Annotated in this window: 13 protein-coding genes and 1 pseudogene; 7 read left to right on the top strand and 7 right to left on the bottom strand. The window is 68.6% G+C overall.

The annotated features are described in order from the left end of the window. Positions 1–12 precede the first annotated feature (12 nt). Positions 13–927 carry a DUF389 domain-containing protein gene (locus tag ACAG26_RS18860; protein WP_370484629.1) on the top strand — a complete coding sequence of 305 codons (915 nt, stop codon included), beginning with the start codon at positions 13–15 and terminating at the stop codon, positions 925–927. Between the two features lie 19 nt (positions 928–946). Here the strand turns inward: ACAG26_RS18860 and ACAG26_RS18855 are convergent. Beyond that, a pseudogene (locus tag ACAG26_RS18855) lies at positions 947–1,821 on the bottom strand (hypothetical protein). 121 nt (positions 1,822–1,942) lie between these two features. On the opposite strand from ACAG26_RS18855, the gene ACAG26_RS18850 reads away from it, so the two are divergent. After that, positions 1,943–2,779 carry a DUF3097 domain-containing protein gene (locus ACAG26_RS18850; protein WP_370484587.1) on the top strand — a complete coding sequence of 279 codons (837 nt, stop codon included), beginning with the start codon at positions 1,943–1,945 and terminating at the stop codon, positions 2,777–2,779. A 236-nt stretch (positions 2,780–3,015) separates the two neighbouring features. Here the strand turns inward: ACAG26_RS18850 and ACAG26_RS18845 are convergent, their stop codons facing one another. From ACAG26_RS18845 to ACAG26_RS18835, 3 genes are all read right to left on the bottom strand, one after another. Next, a complete protein-coding gene (locus ACAG26_RS18845) occupies positions 3,016–4,044 on the bottom strand; it encodes a hypothetical protein (RefSeq protein WP_370484586.1) in 1,029 nt (342 codons plus the stop codon). A gap of 265 nt (positions 4,045–4,309) precedes the next feature. Continuing rightward, positions 4,310–4,834, bottom strand: coding sequence for a MarR family winged helix-turn-helix transcriptional regulator (locus ACAG26_RS18840; protein ID WP_370484585.1), 525 nt, complete (start codon positions 4,832–4,834; stop codon positions 4,310–4,312). Positions 4,835–4,996: 162 nt separating this feature from the next. Then, positions 4,997–6,109 carry a hypothetical protein gene (locus tag ACAG26_RS18835; RefSeq protein WP_370484584.1) on the bottom strand — a complete coding sequence of 371 codons (1,113 nt, stop codon included), beginning with the start codon at positions 6,107–6,109 and terminating at the stop codon, positions 4,997–4,999. A gap of 646 nt (positions 6,110–6,755) precedes the next feature. Here ACAG26_RS18835 and ACAG26_RS18830 point away from each other — a divergent pair. Next, positions 6,756–7,616 carry a helix-turn-helix transcriptional regulator gene (locus tag ACAG26_RS18830; protein WP_370484583.1) on the top strand — a complete coding sequence of 287 codons (861 nt, stop codon included), beginning with the start codon at positions 6,756–6,758 and terminating at the stop codon, positions 7,614–7,616. A gap of 102 nt (positions 7,617–7,718) precedes the next feature. Here ACAG26_RS18830 and ACAG26_RS18825 read toward each other — a convergent pair whose 3' ends face one another. After that, positions 7,719–8,699, bottom strand: coding sequence for a hypothetical protein (locus ACAG26_RS18825; protein ID WP_370484582.1), 981 nt, complete (start codon positions 8,697–8,699; stop codon positions 7,719–7,721). Positions 8,700–8,767: 68 nt separating this feature from the next. After that, positions 8,768–9,406 carry a TetR/AcrR family transcriptional regulator gene (locus ACAG26_RS18820; RefSeq protein WP_370484581.1) on the bottom strand — a complete coding sequence of 213 codons (639 nt, stop codon included), beginning with the start codon at positions 9,404–9,406 and terminating at the stop codon, positions 8,768–8,770. Positions 9,407–9,522: 116 nt separating this feature from the next. Here ACAG26_RS18820 and ACAG26_RS18815 point away from each other — a divergent pair, with 116 nt between their 5' ends. Genes ACAG26_RS18815 through ACAG26_RS18805 form a run of 3 tightly spaced genes read left to right on the top strand, consistent with a single transcriptional unit; the run spans position 9,523 to position 13,291 of the window. Further along, positions 9,523–10,593, top strand: coding sequence for an oxygenase MpaB family protein (locus tag ACAG26_RS18815; protein ID WP_370484580.1), 1,071 nt, complete (start codon positions 9,523–9,525; stop codon positions 10,591–10,593). Continuing rightward, entirely contained in the window at positions 10,590–11,927 is a 1,338-nt protein-coding gene (locus ACAG26_RS18810) for an oxygenase MpaB family protein (protein WP_370484579.1), read from the top strand. Before ACAG26_RS18815 ends, ACAG26_RS18810 begins: the two co-directional genes overlap by 4 nt. Before the next feature lie 20 nt (positions 11,928–11,947). Next, positions 11,948–13,291, top strand: a complete 1,344-nt coding sequence (locus ACAG26_RS18805) for a replication-associated recombination protein A (protein ID WP_370484578.1) — start codon at positions 11,948–11,950, stop codon at positions 13,289–13,291. 72 nt (positions 13,292–13,363) lie between these two features. On the opposite strand, the gene ACAG26_RS18800 is transcribed toward ACAG26_RS18805, so the two are convergent. Beyond that, entirely contained in the window at positions 13,364–14,035 is a 672-nt protein-coding gene (locus tag ACAG26_RS18800; protein WP_370484577.1) for a GntR family transcriptional regulator, read from the bottom strand. Between the two features lie 69 nt (positions 14,036–14,104). Between ACAG26_RS18800 and ACAG26_RS18795 the strand changes: the two genes are divergently transcribed. Further along, positions 14,105–15,454 (top strand): LLM class flavin-dependent oxidoreductase, encoded by a 1,350-nt coding sequence (locus tag ACAG26_RS18795; protein ID WP_370484576.1) that lies wholly within the window; start codon positions 14,105–14,107, stop codon positions 15,452–15,454. Positions 15,455–15,461 lie beyond the last annotated feature (7 nt).

Below are 15,461 nucleotides of genomic sequence, written 5' to 3'. Positions count from 1 at the left end.
AAGGTGCGCGTCGTGTTGCATTTGCGGGTAATTGCGCCCACCGAATTGCGTGACCACGTGCTGCGGCTGTTCGACCGGGAACCGGGCATCGCGCATGTGGTGCTGCACCACGGCGCCGCGGTGGACCCGGCCGGCGACGTCATCACCGCCGATATCGCGCGGGAAATCGCCAACGACGTCGTCGAGCGACTCAAGGCGCTGCGGCTGGATGAACGCGGCGCGATCACGCTGGAAGTCATCGACACCGTGGTCTCCAAAACCGCCTACCGGGCCGAGAAGAAGGCCGCCGGCGATCCCGCCGACGCGGTGGTCTGGGAGGAACTGATCGGGCGCACCCGCGAGGAATCCACCCTCAACCTGACCTTTCTGCTGTTTCTGTGCTTGGCCTGCCTGATCGCGGCGATCGGGGTGGTCACCGAGTCGACGGTCACCGTGGTGGGTGCGATGGTGGTCGGCCCGGAGTTTGGGCCGCTGGCGGCGCTGTCGGTGGCGTTGGTGCGCCGCCGGATGGACTTGGCCCGCCGCGCCTCGCTGGCCCTGGCGGTTGGGTTCCCGGTCGCGATGACGGTGACCGGCCTGGCCACCCTGGCCGGCGAAGCGGTCGGCTGGGTGCACCTGGGCGACCCGCGCACGAGCCACGTCGACTTCATCTTCCAGGTCGGCCCGCTGTCGGTGGTGGTGGCGCTGCTGGCCGGCGCGGCCGGCATGTTGTCGCTGACTTCGGCGAAGTCCGCGGCGCTGGTGGGGGTGTTCATCTCGGTGACCACGGTGCCCGCCGCCGGATTCGCGGTGGTGGCCGCCACGATCGGCGATTGGGATGTGGTCGGCCGGTCGGTGGCGCAGCTGGTGATCAACCTGGTGTCCATCACGGTGGCCGGGGTGCTGGTGCTGGCGGTGCGCCGCCGGCACACCAACTCCGCCCGCTGACCCGCTGCCGAACGTGCAGCTATGGCGGAGATTCGTCGAAAATCCCGCCGTCAGCGCACGTTCGGCGACCGCGGGCGGCGTCGACGCGTCGGATGATGCCGCCTTCGGTGTCTTCGCAGGTGACCCGGATGTCGATCCAGCCGAGCCCGGCCACCGCCTCCTGACGCCGAATGTCCTTGTTGAATTCCCTGGGGTCGGTGCGGTGGTGATCGCCCTCGTAGTCGACACCGACCTGGAGGTCCTCCCAGCCCATGTCCAGCACCGCGATGAGCTGGCGGTACTCGTCGTAGACCGGGATTTGGGTTTGCGGCCGGGAAACCCGGCGCGGATCAACAGCAGCCGCAGCCAGGTCTCGCGGGGTGACTGCGCGCCCGCGTCGACCAGATCCAGGGCCACGCGAGCACGCCGGATGCCGCGCCGGCCCGGGTAGCGCTGGGCGAGTAGCTCCACGTCGGCGACGTTGAGATGCGTCGCGCGGGCCAGCGCGTCAAGGGCCGCGACCGCCGCGTCGACCGGGTAGCGACAGGCGATATCCAGGGCGGTGCGCGCCGGTGTGGTCACCGCGAGGCCGCCGATCCGTTCGACCTCGTCGTCGCCGACGCGATCCGACCAGGCCCGCACCCCCGGCGGCGGGCGGCGATTCGTGCCCAAGATCTCCGCCGGTGCGCGGGCGTCGACCCATTTGGCGCCGTGCAGGGCCGCCGCGGACTGGCCCGCCACCACGCCGTGTCGCCGGGACCACAGCCAGGCCGCCCGGGCCCGGGTCAACGCGGTGATCGGGGTACCCCGCGGCAGATAGACGTCGGGATGAATCGCCAGGTATCTGCTGCGCAGCGCGTGCCGGGTCAGCCGGCCGGCGGCCAGTGCCTCGCTGCCAATAAAAGGTGCCGCCATGACCGGAGTGTGCCGTGGGCCACCGACAGACCCCGCCCAACGTGCGTCGACGGCGAAAAAATCGCGAAACCCCCGCCGTGGATGCACGTTGGGCGCGGTGATGCGCCCTAGGATCGCTCCGGTGCCCGATCGCTACGGTTCCGACGTCTTAGCCAACAATCCGCACAGTGCGCGCAAGGTGCGGTCCACCGAGATGCCGGTGGAGATCGGCATGGTGGTCGAAGATGCGCAATCCGGGTATGTCGGTGCGGTGGTGCGGGTCGAGTACGGCCGGATGGACCTGGAAGACCGCAACGGCCGCACCCGCGGCTTCCCCGTCGGTCCCGGCTATTTGATCGACGGCAAGCCGGTGATCTTGACCGCGCCGCGGCGCGCCGCGCCCAAGGCCCCGACCCGCACCGCCTCCGGGTCGGTGGCGGTGCCCAAGGCCCGCGCGCGCACGGCGTTGGCCAGCCGCATCTACGTGGAGGGCCGCCACGACGCCGAACTCGTCGAGCAGGTGTGGGGGGAGGACCTGCGGGTCGAGGGGGTGGTGGTCGAGCACCTGGGTGGCGTCGACGATCTGGTCGGCATCGTCGAGGAGTTCCGGCCCGGGCCGGGCCGGCGGCTCGGGGTGCTGGTCGACCACCTGGTCGCCGGGTCCAAGGAATCCCGCATCGCCGATGCGGTGCGGCGCGGCCCCGGCGGGGCGCACACGTTGGTGGTCGGGCACCCGTTCATCGACATCTGGGCGGCGGTGAAGCCGAATCGCATTGGGCGCCAAGCCTGGCCGACGGTGCCGCGCGGGGTGGAGTGGAAGCACGGGGTATGTGAGGCGCTGGGCTGGCCGCACGCCGACCAGGCCGACATCGCCGCGGCGTGGCGACGGATCCGCACCCGGGTGCGCGACTGGAATGACCTGGAGCCCGCACTGATCGGCCGGGTCGAGGAGCTGATCGACTTCGTCACCCAAGGCTGAACGGCGCCGATCCGGTGATTTCGTCACCTGCTGTGGTGGGTTTGGCCTCAGCCGAGGATCATCGTGGCGCGGTCGGTCGCCGATGTTTTCGGTAGCGAGAGGGGACGGGTCATCACGGCGGACAATTGGATACCGGCAGCCCGTATCGGCAGCGGGGAGCGCGGATGATCGAGCGGCCGCCGGGGTGGGCATCCTTTCCCCCTAGGAGACCCCGGAGGAAAGGAACCCCGGATCCCTCAGAACAACAGCGACGGTAAGTCGAGTGCGAACATCGATGCTTCGGCGCCCAGTGATGTACCGATGTTGGCCACCGCATCGGGCAAGAACCCGGTCAGCTCCGCGAGCAGCGGGCTGAACAGCTCACCCAGGTTGCCCAGGACGCCTTCGAATGCCTGGGTGAACTCGGTGGACAACCCGCTCAGCAGGTTGGGCAGCTCCGCACCCGCGAGGTCGACGGTGCCCAAGCTCGCGGCGTCCTCGGGTGCGATGGCCGCTGCGATCGCCTGCGGCAGCGTCACGAACAGCCCGGTACCTACGCTCTGGGCGAACTGTCCGATGGTCGGCGACAGCAGCCCCAGCTCGGCATACGACGTGTGGCCCAGGAATTCTTTGGTGATCCCGTTGAGGACCGCGTCGGTGAACGCGGCGGGGGCACCGGCCAGGGCGCCCAACGCCCCCAGCGGGTCGTCCTGACCCAGCGCGTCGATGATCGCTTGGGCGCTGAGCCCCAGCGAATAGGTTCCGGCCGCCGTGGCGCTCAGGGCGCCGATACCGATCCCCTGCACCTGAAACGCGAATGTTTGCAGCCCGCTGCTGATGTTCGAGGTGATGTCGATCGGAACCTTCAGCATGTCGAGCAGCGGAAACCCGGCGGCCTGCGCCAGTGCCATCACGGAGGTGTTGATCGCGTTCGCCGCCGAGACGGCATCGCCGCCGATGAAATCGGTGACGACCGTCTGCAGCGTCGGCGCGAGGGCCCCGGGCGCATCGCCGGTGAAGTACGCGGCCAGGCCGGTGACAGAACCTTGCAGTGCACCGCCGATGGTTTCGGCGTAGCCGATCTGGTTGTCGACGACTTGTTGCAGGATCGGGAAGGGGTGCTCGGCCCACGCGGCGCCGATCTGCCCGACGTTGCCGAAGGCCTTGGTGAAGATTTCCAGCCAATCGGTGCTGGGGTCGTTGATCACCGGGGCTGCGGTGAGTTCGACGGCCCGCTGTTGGACCTCGGCCATTAACGGGGCGGCCGCCGGGGTGACGGCGATCATGCTGGCGCCGACGAGGGTGACACCGGCGGTGAGGTAGGGGGCGAAGGGTTGCGTACAAGGGATCTCCTGGGGAATGTGATGGACTGTCTGCGGGAGTGTCGAACTGGCGTCTGGCGCATGGCCACCGAACGTGCGCTCAGGGCGGAAAAATCGCGAAAATCCCGCCGTGGGCGCACGTTCGGCGTCGTGGTGAACGGTGCGGAGAGCGACGAGGCGTTGCGGGCACTCCTTCGGGGTGGGGCAGCTTGAGCGCCGGGAGCCTCGTTTACTGCACGCCGCTGAGCACTGCATTGGGTTGACCGGTCTGCAGCGCGGCGCTGACGCGATAGCAACTGTGGCCCAGCGCGCTCATCTGCGCCCGCGATAGCGGACTCAGAAAGTGGGCCCGGACCAACCCGCCGAAGGTTGCCTGCACCGCACTGGTCCGGCGCCGTCCGGCAGGGGTGAGGCTGACCGTCACGCTGCGGCGGTCCGCGACACCGGCGCGGCGGCGCACCCAGCCCTGCGCTTCGAGGCGGCGGATCTGATGGCTGACCCGACTCATCAACAGCATCGTCTCGGCGGCCAGATCGCTCATCCGCATCCAGCCGTCCGGGGCCTCGTACAGCACCTGCAATAACCGGACGTCGAAAAAGCTGAGGCCGTGGGCGTCGCCGAGTCGCCGGTCCAGCGCCATATACAGCCGGGTCGCCGAGTCCAAAAAGCTGTCTAGGCAGCGTTGCTCGGCGGGGTCGAGCTGCGGCGAACCGGTGATGCCGGCAGGTTCGTGACGGGGGCACTGTTCGGACATCGGCTTCATCCTGAACCGGTGACCGACTGCCGGCTTGCACGATCGTCGGCAAAACCTGGACGATCTGCGGGCGGCGAGCTTTGTTGGGTCCGCCGGGTTGGGTGCCCTCGGCGCGGGATCGCTGCTGCGCCAAGGACACCCACCGCTGCGGCGATCCGGCGATCAGCCCAGGCCCAGCAGCAGGAGCGGCAGCTGCGCGACCTCGGCGAGCAGCTGGGTGGGATCGAACAACTCGCTCATGCCCGACAGGAATTGGCCGGGATCGAGCAAGGCGCCGAGGTCGGCCAACCCGTCGGCGTTGAACATCGAGCCGAGTGTCTCCATCGGTGCGCTGACGAGCGCGTTCAACGGGCCCTCCGCGAGGCCCTGCGCGGCAGCGCCACCGCCGATGGCGTCGGCGACCAGCTCACGCATCTGCAGAATCAGGGCGATGGGGCCGCCGGGGTCTTGCAGGATGCCGGTGCTGTACCCGAAGCCGCTGAGCAGGCCGCCGACGACGGCGGTGGGCACATTGCCCAGCGCGGTCAGCGCGCCCAGCGCATCCGCGTCGCTGATCGCGTCGACCACCGCTTGGCCGCTGGTAGCGAAGGCCCCGTAGATGGAGGCCGACAAGGGTTGCAGCACACCGAGCCCGAGCCCCATCGCAAGTTGCGGAATCAACTGCGCGACGTTGTACACGTTGTGCGCGATGTCGCCCGGGATCTGCAGGGTGGGCAGCAGGGCGAACCCGGGCGCGATAAGGGTTTGGGTGATGCCGCTGTACGCCGTTTGCACCGCGTCCTGGAACTGCCCCGAGGTCAGGTCGGTGAACGCGGTCTGGAGCTGACCCCACAGGCCGTACGCATAGCTGGGATCAAGCATTTGAGCCAGGTTCTCGGCAGCTGTCTGGATCGCCCCGGCGTAGGTTTGCCCGTACCCCAGCCAGTTGGTGGCGAGCTGCTCCAGAATCGGTGCGGGATTGTCCAGCACCGACTGGCCAAGCTCCCCGAGGTTGTTGAACGCACTGCTGAAAACGTCCACCCACGAGGTGAACAGCGGCACCGTATCGGACAGCGCCAACGTCGAGAGCTCCGCTCCGCTGCCTCCGGTCAGCGCGTCGAACGCGCCACCGAACACGTCCTGGGCATCGGCGATGAGGCCATCGGCATCGGCTGTGAGCTCAACGGCTCGTTGCTGGATGTCGGGCAGCGGTGCCGCGAAAGGAGTTGCGGCGATCACGCTGGCGCCGACGAGGGCGACACCGGCGGTGACGTAGGGGCGCAGGGTGGTGTGCAAGGGGCCTCCTTCAGTCGTGGTGATGCACGGCACAGCACCGTACCTCAGAAAAACCTGAGTAACGCCGGGAAAACTAGCTAATGGGTAAAGTCATCGGTTCGGTGTGGGGTCCCGCAAAGAAGTTCCCTGAGGAAAGTAGTGCTCAGCGCGGTTGCTGTAACGGTTTAGTGAACGTGAAGGCGAGCGAAAATGCGTGAAATCGAAACTATCTGAGGGTAGCGATTAGAACAGGTTGCACCAGCTGGTGCGGCGCTGCCGAGCTGATCCGACAAGCGCAGTAAAACCGGGGGATTCGTTCAGATCCGGGGGTGGCCCCGGCCGCCGCGCCAGGTGCGACGACAGCGGTCGTGGCGCCATCGATGACCGGTGGTGGGCCGCCAATCGGCGCGCGAACAGCACGATATCTCGCCGGTGTTCGGGGCCTTGGCCTAAGGACATCAAATAGTTCACTTGTGCATTGCCGCCGACGTTGCGCATAGTTAACTATGACCAGTTGGCCCGGCTTCGTAACCCAAGAAAAACCTGAGTCGCCGCGTGGCGATCGCCGCGGGCGCAGCCCGGTCGGGAGGTCCGGTCCTCATCCTGACCCGGGCGGCCGTCGTGAACTTGGCCGATGCTCGGCGAAACCCGGATTATCTTTAGCGCCGTGACCGAGCTGGCCCGGCTGGTGCAGCACCGAGACGGCGTTCCGGCGTATCGATACCCAACTCATCCCGACGCTCCGCCGGTGGCGCTGGTACGCGCCGGCCACGATGAGTTGTCCGACCGAGCGCACATCCACAACTTCCCGGCACTGTGGTACGAACCTGCGGCCGGGCTGGTCTACGTCATCGGGGCCGGAGAGGTCATCGACCCGGCCCACGTGCGCAGCACCGAGGACGGGATCGGGGTGTTTTTCGATCCGGCCGCCCTAGGCGCAGACGGACATTCGCCCTGGCCGACGTGGCGGACACATCGCTTGCTGTTCTTATTCCTGCACGGACAACCCGGCGGCCTGCTGCGTCTGGAGGTGCCCGCGGCGCGGCGGCCGGTCTGGAACGCCGCGATCGAATCGATGGAAGCCGAGCTGGCGGGGCGCAAGCGGGGTTACCGCGAGGCAGTGCTGGCGCAGCTGACTCTGCTGTTGATTGACCTGGCCCGGCTGGCCGACGAAGCGGTGGGCGATCTTCGTCGCAGCGGCGAACCGTTGCTGGCCGAGGTGTTCGCGGTGATCGACGAACGCTACCCCCAGGCGTTGTCGCTGCGTGATGTGGCGCGCGAGGTCGGGGTCACGGCAGGGCATTTGACCACGGTCGTGCGCCAGCGCACCGGACGCACGGTGCAGGAGTGGATCACCGAGCGGCGGATGGCCGAGGCCCGCCGGCTGCTGGCCGACACCCACCTGGCGATCGGTGAGATCGCCCGGCGGGTTGGGCTGCCTGATCCGGCCTACTTCACCCGGCTGTTCCGTCGCATCCACGGCATCTCGCCCCGCATCTGGCGCGCTCGCCCGGCGGCACACCCGTAACCGCCGAACGTGCGCTCACGGCGAAAAAATCGCGAAAAATCCGCCATCAGCGCACATTCGGCGCGCAGGGGCCGACGCCGCCGCGCAAAGCGCCCGCCAACCTCAGGGTTGGGCCGGGGCGACCTGGCCGCCGGATAGGCGCCGGTAGGTGTAGACCTGAACCAATATCGCCACCGGCATAGCCACGATCAGGCCCACGCCGCAGAGCATCTCACCGACGAAGATCACCGCCATCTGCACCAGATAGGACAGGAACGTGTCGCCGATGTTGTTTTTCACCGTCGTGTAGCTGGCCTTGAGCGCATCCATCGGCGGCAGCGACCGGTCGAGGACGAACGGGATGGTGAACTGCGCCAGGAACCCGACGACGAGGCCCGGGATCACGCACAGCAGGCTGCCCACGAAGACCAGCCCACCGACCAGTAAAAGGGCGACAAGGACCTGGCCGACGTTGCGCAGCGTGAAGAACGACCCGATGGTCACCGGTTTACCGTCGGCGATCTCCAAACACCCTGACAGGTAGGCGGCCTGGGTGAGCATCGCCACCACGATCACGATCAGGTAGCACAGCATGGCGATGACAACCGCGGCGGCGCCCGGCCCGCCGCCGTCTGATCCACTACCCCCGGCAATGATTCCCACCGCGATCATGGTGGGCACGGCCATCAGCGCCCCGTAGGCCAGGAACGGAACGATCAGCGCCGCGGCGTTCTTGCTGAACTTGTTCCACGCCCAGTTGAAAGCCTCCCCGGCGTCGAACCGTCGGCCCGGCGGACCGCCATAGCCGGGCGGTGGTCCGTACCCCGGCTGTGGGTATCCCGGTGGGGCCCCATAGCTGGTGGGCGGACCGTAGCTGGGGGGCTGCGGGGGATAGCCCGGTGGCTGGGGTGGATACCCCGGCGACTGTGGGGGATACGCCGGCGGCGGGGGCGGGTACCCCGGCGACTGTGGGGGATAGCCCGGCGGCTGCGGAGGATAGCCCGAAGGTTGGGGCGGGTACCCCGGCGGGGGCGGCCCGTACCCGCCCGGCGGCCCGTAGCCCCCCGGCGGGTAGCTGCCGGGATACTGCGGGGGCTGACTCATCACCGCTCCTCCGTCGCCGTGGGTGCCAGCACAACGTTACCGTCGGGCTCGGCTCCGACGAACGCGCGTCAGGTGCTGGCCTCGGCCCCGGATTGCGCACCCAGGTTCGCGTTCACGCTAACCGCCAGGGTGGCGGCCCGGTCGATCAGTGACTCCCTGCGCATGGCGGGTGGGCGGTCGACCGCGATGCGCAGCGCGGCCTGCAGCATCATCCCCATCCCGAGATAGACGATTTCATCGACGTCGGTGTCGGAGAGGTGCGGATAGTGCTGCAACAGCGCCAGCCGAGCGAGGTGATGCAGGTGCTCCTCAATGGTGGGTAGCACATTGCTTTGAATCCCCATCGGCAGATCGTTGATTACCGCGCCCATCACGCCGCGGTGGTCTTCCAGGGCGTCGACCAGTGCGGTGAGCACGTGCCGGGCGCCGGCCACCGCATCCAGGGCCAACCCCTCGGCCAGGGCGGCGACGAGCCGACGCATGATGTCGTCTTCGGTGCGGGCGCGCAGCGCGACGACGATCGAGTCCTTGTCGTTGAAATAGCGGTAGACGGTGCCGATGCTCACATGGGCGTGCTTGGCGATTTGGTTCGTCGACAGACCGTGATAACCCTCCCCATCAAGAAGCTGAGCGGCCGCATCCAAAATCTCGTCGATCGTCTGCTGGGAGCGTTTCTGAACCGGAATACTGCGGTTTGACCTGGCCATATATCGGCCGCCTTCTTCTGCTGGGGTGCCTCAAAAAATGAGTGGAAGTCGAGTTCTCCTCAACTTTAGGCTCGATGTGAGCTAGGGCACAACACCCGAGAGGACGGTGGGCCACGGTGTCGGTTGATGACGTGATCCGCAGGGTGAATCCGCTCGACGCGGTGATCCGCCTGCTGGTGCCGCTGGACGACGGGCCGGCGCCCGACCTGTCACCGCTGTGGGCGGAGCTGCGCCGGCGACCCACCGCCGTGTTGAATCCGATGGACCTGTTCTTCGAGATCCAGCGGCCGGAATACTTCAAGAAGGCCCGCTTCGACGGCCCGCCGTGCGACCCGGGCTGGTTCGGCCCCGACAGCGCCGCCTGGTACGTGCACACCCACACCCCGTCGGTGGTCGTGGGCATGATCAACACCGCGCTGATCGACATCCTGCACCAGGACATCCAGTACGCGGTCTATGACCATTCGAAGCTGGTCGGGCGCCGGCCCGACGGCACCGTGCGCTCGGGCACGTTTTCCAGCAGCGGCCTGGTGGTGCGTGCGGCACACACGTTTTCGTTCTTCACCGGGGTCATCTACGGCTCCACCGAAACCGCGGAGTCGTTGTGCCAGACCGTCAAGGCGATGCACCATCGGGTCAAGGGAGTCCGCCCCGACGGCAAGCCGTATGACGCCGACGACCCAGAGTTCTTCCGCTGGACCTATGCCACCGTGGTCGACGGCCTGGCCGGTGCGCATGAGCGCTATCACCCGAAACCGTTGCGCGGCGCCGACCTGGACCAGTTTTACCGGGAGTATTCGCGGGTGGGCGAGGCGCTGGGCGGCACCGGTCTGCCGCAGAGCAAGGCCGAATGCCGCCGGGTGCTGGTCGAATCCCCGTCGGCGGCCGAGGTGGGGCTCAACGTTGACAACAGCAAGTATCTGCAGTTGCTGAACCCGCCGGGGATCACGCCGCTGCGCCCGGTCTATGACTTCGCCTACTGGGTGATCATGGATATGATGCCGCCGCCGGTGCAGCAGGCGGTCGGTTTTCGGCAGCCGAACCTGTTGGTGCGCCACGGCTATCGGCATCTGGCCCGGGCCTTGCTGAACGCGCCGCGGATGCTGGGCGAGATCCGGGAGGTGCGAGCGGCGTGGCGCCGGGTCTCGGTTGCGCCGGCCCTGATTCCGGAACGGACCGCATCATGACCGTCGTCGCACCCACCGGGCATCCCAACGACTACTACTACCGGCCGGGTATGCCGCTGCGGCCATCGCCGCCGCGGCTGCAACCCGACCCCGCCTGGGCCGACCTGGCGGTGTTCGACGACTTCCGGCCGGCGACGCTGACTCGCCGTCAACAAGACCTGCTGGAGTTGTTCATCGACCACTACTGGCAGGGCGATGCGTTGATGGACGCGGTGGTGGAGCGGTTCCGGGTGATCAGCGTGGCGCGCGGCCGGCTGCTGCTGGAGCAGGCCCTGGATCACGGTATCGACAGCCTGGCTGACCCGCCGGCCGAGCTGGTGGATCTGTTTGCCAGCCTGGACAATCCGCCCGACTGGCACGACCCCAAAGAGTGGGAGCGCGGCCGTCGGCTGTGGATCGACTGCTCACTGGCCGGCAAGGTCGGCATGGCGATCCAGGACGCCATCGGTACCTTCGTCGGCGCCGAGGTGTCCTCGGCGACCGGGGCCACCAAGCGCTTCGTCAACGCCCCGTTGCTGCGCAACGTGGAGACCGCCAAATGGTTCCACGACGCCACCAAGCCGGGCTTCGTCGATCGCTATAGCCCGGAGTTCAAGGAAACGGTGCGGGTGCGGCTCATGCACTCCCAGGTGCGGCTGGGGTTGCGGCGCTCCTGGGGCGACGAGCATTTCGGCCATCACGGCAACCCCATCTCGACCAGCCTGACGATGGGCGCCGCGGTGACGTTCGGTCTGCTGCCGATGCTGACCGACCACCACCACGGCCGGACGCGGTCGACCGCCGAGATGGATGCGGTGATGCGGTACTGGTCGTATATCGCCTACGTGTTTGGCGTCGCGCCGGAGATCATCCCGACCACCGCCGAGGACGGCATCATGCTGGCCGACTATGCGACCGCCACCGCGGGCGGCCCCACCGACTGGACCGCGCAGATGACCCAGGCGGCCTCGGACAACCTAGCGGGCATTCCCGGTGTGCCCGGCGTGCTCGCGCGCGCGGCGGTGAGCCCACTGGTCGGCGCCGTCGCCTACTACAGCGGTGATCCGCTGGCACGCGCGCTGGTGTCGGCCACCCCCTACCGTGACGTACCGATCCAGCCGTGGAAGACGCTGACCGGCTTGGCTGTTCACGCCTGCGTCAAGTCCCGCATGGTGCTGGACCGGGTGCCGGGGGCCGGGCTGCGCCGGGTCGTGCGCGCGGCGCGCGGCGATCCGTGGGAGGCGCTGGGGGTGCGTGTCGCCACGATGGCGGCCCGGCGCCGGGGGATCACCGGCACCCCCTACCGCCACCACGACGACACCCCCAACACCGCCGCCGGGTGCCCGGTGCACTGAGTTCGTCGCGCCCGCGTGGTATGCCTGAAACCGTGTCCGACGGTCTTTTCGACGTGCCCGGCGAGCGGCCCGCACCCAGCGGCGACCGCGGCGTGCCGGCCGGGGCGCCGCTGGCGGTGCGGATGCGCCCGGCGTCCCTGGACGAGGTGGTCGGGCAGGACCACCTGCTGCAGGACGGCTCGCCGCTGCGCCGACTGGTCGACGGCTCCGGTGCGGCCTCGGTCATCCTCTACGGCCCGCCGGGCACCGGCAAAACCACGTTGGCATCGCTGATCTCGCAGGCCACCGGGCGGCGCTTCGAAGCGCTGTCCGCGCTGTCGGCCGGGGTCAAGGAAGTGCGCGCGGTGATCGACGTGGCCCGCCGCGCCGCCGTCCACGGTGAGCAGACCGTGCTGTTCATCGACGAGGTGCACCGGTTCTCCAAAACCCAGCAGGACGCGCTGCTGTCCGCGGTGGAGAACCGGGTGGTGCTGCTGGTGGCGGCCACCACCGAAAACCCGTCGTTCTCGGTGGTCGCGCCGCTGCTGAGCCGGTCGCTGATCCTGCAGCTGCGCCCGCTGGGCGCCGACGACATCCGCACCGTCGTGCAGCGCGCCATCGACGACCCCCGCGGGCTGGGTGGGGGCGTCACGGTGGCACCCGAGGCCGTCGACCTGCTGGTCCGGTTGGCCGCCGGGGACGCCCGCCGGGCGCTGACCGCGCTGGAGGTCGCCGCCGAGGCAGGCGCCGACGTCAGCGTCGAAACCATCGAGCAGTCGCTGGACAAGGCGGCGGTGCGCTACGACCGCGACGGCGACCAGCACTACGACGTCATCAGCGCGTTCATCAAATCGGTGCGCGGCTCCGACGTCGACGCCGCCCTGCACTACCTGGCCCGGATGCTGGTCGCGGGGGAGGACCCGCGGTTCATCGCGCGGCGGCTGATGATTTTGGCCAGCGAGGACATCGGCATGGCCGACCCGACCGCGCTGCCCACCGCGGTCGCCGCCGCACAGACCGTGCAGCTGATCGGGCTGCCCGAAGCCCAGCTGACCCTTGCGCACGCCACCGTGCACCTGGCCACCGCGCCGAAATCCAACGCCGTCACCACCGCGTTGGGTGCGGCGATGGCCGACATCAAGGCGGGCAAGGCGGGCCTGGTGCCGCCGCATCTGCGTGACGGCCACTACTCCGGGGCGCAAGCGCTGGGCAACGCCGTCGGCTACAAGTACTCCCATGACCACCCCGATGGCGTTGTGCCGCAACAGTATCCACCCGATGAGCTGGTCGGCGTGGACTACTACCAGCCCACCGGGCGGGGTGGCGAACGCGAGATCGGCGGCCGGCTGGAACGGCTGCGGGCGATCATCCGCCGTCGCCGCTAGGCCCTTTGCGGCGCCGCCTTCGCGCCGAGTGGGAATTTCACGACGCGACACGCCGGCGATGCGTCGTCGGATTCACTCTCGGCGCGGGGTTGCCGCGCCGGTGCGCGCCAGCCAGTCGGCCAGCGAGCGGCCCGCGTCGAGCACATGCCGCTCGGCGATGGCGCGGGCCCCGTCGGCGTCGCCGTCGGCCAGCGCGGCCACCAGCTTCTGGTGGTCTTCCAGCGAATGGTGTTCGTGCTCGGGGAACACCGTCAAAAAGTTCGTCGGCACCACCCGCACCGCGTAGCGGATCTGCGCCGACAGCCGCGGCGAATGCGCGGCCCGGTGAATTTCCTGGTGGAACCGCCAGTTCGCGTCGCCGATGCTGTCCGCGCCGGCCTGCGCCTCCACCGCGGCCGCCAGCTCCCGCAACCGGGCCACCTCCTCGGCGGTGAGCCGCTGCGCGGCCCACGCCGCGGCCTGTCCGGTCAACACGCCCAGGATGGTGAAACTGTCCAACACGTCGTCGGGGCTGATCCCGATCACGGTGACCCCGCTGCGCGGCGCCACCTTCACCAGGCCCTCGTAGGACAACTCCAGCAGGGCTTCGCGGACCGGGGTGCGGCTGGTGGCGAACTCCTCGGTGATGGCGTCCAGATCCAGCCGGACCCCGGGCGCCAGCGCGCCGGTGAGGATGCGGTTGCGCAGCTCGCGTGCCGCGCGCTCGCGCACCGTGCCGGCGATATCGACGTTGTTGGCCGCCATGGCCCGAGCATAGGGCACGGCCAGTATCTAGCACTTGATATCTGAAATATCAGATGCTAGACACGTCATATGACCACACGCAGCGACCAGATGGCGCTCGTCGCCTTCATGCAAGCGGGCAGCACCTCGGTGTACGCGGGCTCGTGGCGGCACCCCGCCACCGAGCACGGCTACCTCGACGCCTCCTACTACGCCAAGATCGGTCGACAACTCGAAGAGGGCTGTTTCGACCTGATGTTCTTCGACGACCGGCTGGCGATGCCGGGCATCTACGGCGGCTCGGTCGCCGACGCGGTGCGCTTCGGGGCGCGGCCGGTGAAGCTGGACCTGTCCGTGGTGCTCGGGGTGCTGGCCCAGGCCACCTCCCGGATCGGGCTGGGCGCCACCTACTCCACCACCTACTACGCGCCGTTTCACGTTGCGCGCACTTTCGCCACGCTCGATCACCTGTCCCGGGGACGTGCGGCCTGGAACGTGGTCACCTCGGTCAACGACGGTGAGGCGCAAAACTTCGGCCTGAAAAGCCATCTCAGCCACGACGAACGCTACGACCGGGCCGACGAGTTCCTGGATGCGGTCGCCGGGTTGTGGGACACCTGGGAGGACGACGCGATCGTGGCCGACCGGGAAGCCGGCATCTACGCCGACCCGGACAAGGTGCACGAACTGGGGCACGAGGGTCAGTACTTCTCGGTGCGCGGGCCGTTGACGGTGCCGCGCACCCCGCAGGGCCGGCCGGTCCTCATCCAGGCCGGCTCGTCGGGGCGGGGACGCGAATTCGCGTCCCGCTGGGCGGATTTGATCTTCACCGGGGATCCGGGCATCGAGGTGGCCCGCAGCCACTACGCCGACCAGAAGGAACGCATCGACGCCGCCGGCCGGGACCCGTCGTCGGTGAAACTGTGTCCGATGGCCTACGCGGTGGTCGGGGAGTCCGAGGACCACGCCAAACAGCGCGAGCAGGTGTTCCTCAACGAACTGGTGGACCCGATGGCCAGCCTCACCCTGCTGTCGGAGCTGATGAACTACGACTTCGCCAAGCACAACCTGGACGACCCGATCACCGACGAACTGATCGCCTCGGTGTCCGGGATCCGCGGCCTGGTGCAGAACCTGCGCGCCCACATCGGCGACAACCTCACGCTGCGTGACCTGGCCGGGCACCGGGCCACCCTGCTGCAGGGGCCGCGGTTCGTGGGCACCGGACCGCAGGTCGCCGACCAGATGGAGGAGTGGTTCCACGGCGGCGCGTGCGACGGATTCGTGTTGGCCGCCACCCATCTGCCCGGCGCCTTCGAAGACGTGGTGCGGATGGTGGTCCCGGAGTTGCAGCGGCGCGGGCTGTTCCGCACCCAATACCAGGGCAGCACGCTGCGCGAGCACCTGGGTCTGGCCCGGCCCGCCCGCGCGTTCGCATGACCGGCAT

This window comes from Mycobacterium sp. pUA109, from assembly GCF_041287095.1.
Taxonomy (GTDB): domain Bacteria; phylum Actinomycetota; class Actinomycetes; order Mycobacteriales; family Mycobacteriaceae; genus Mycobacterium.
This window is presented reverse-complemented; position numbering and strand designations above follow the sequence as displayed.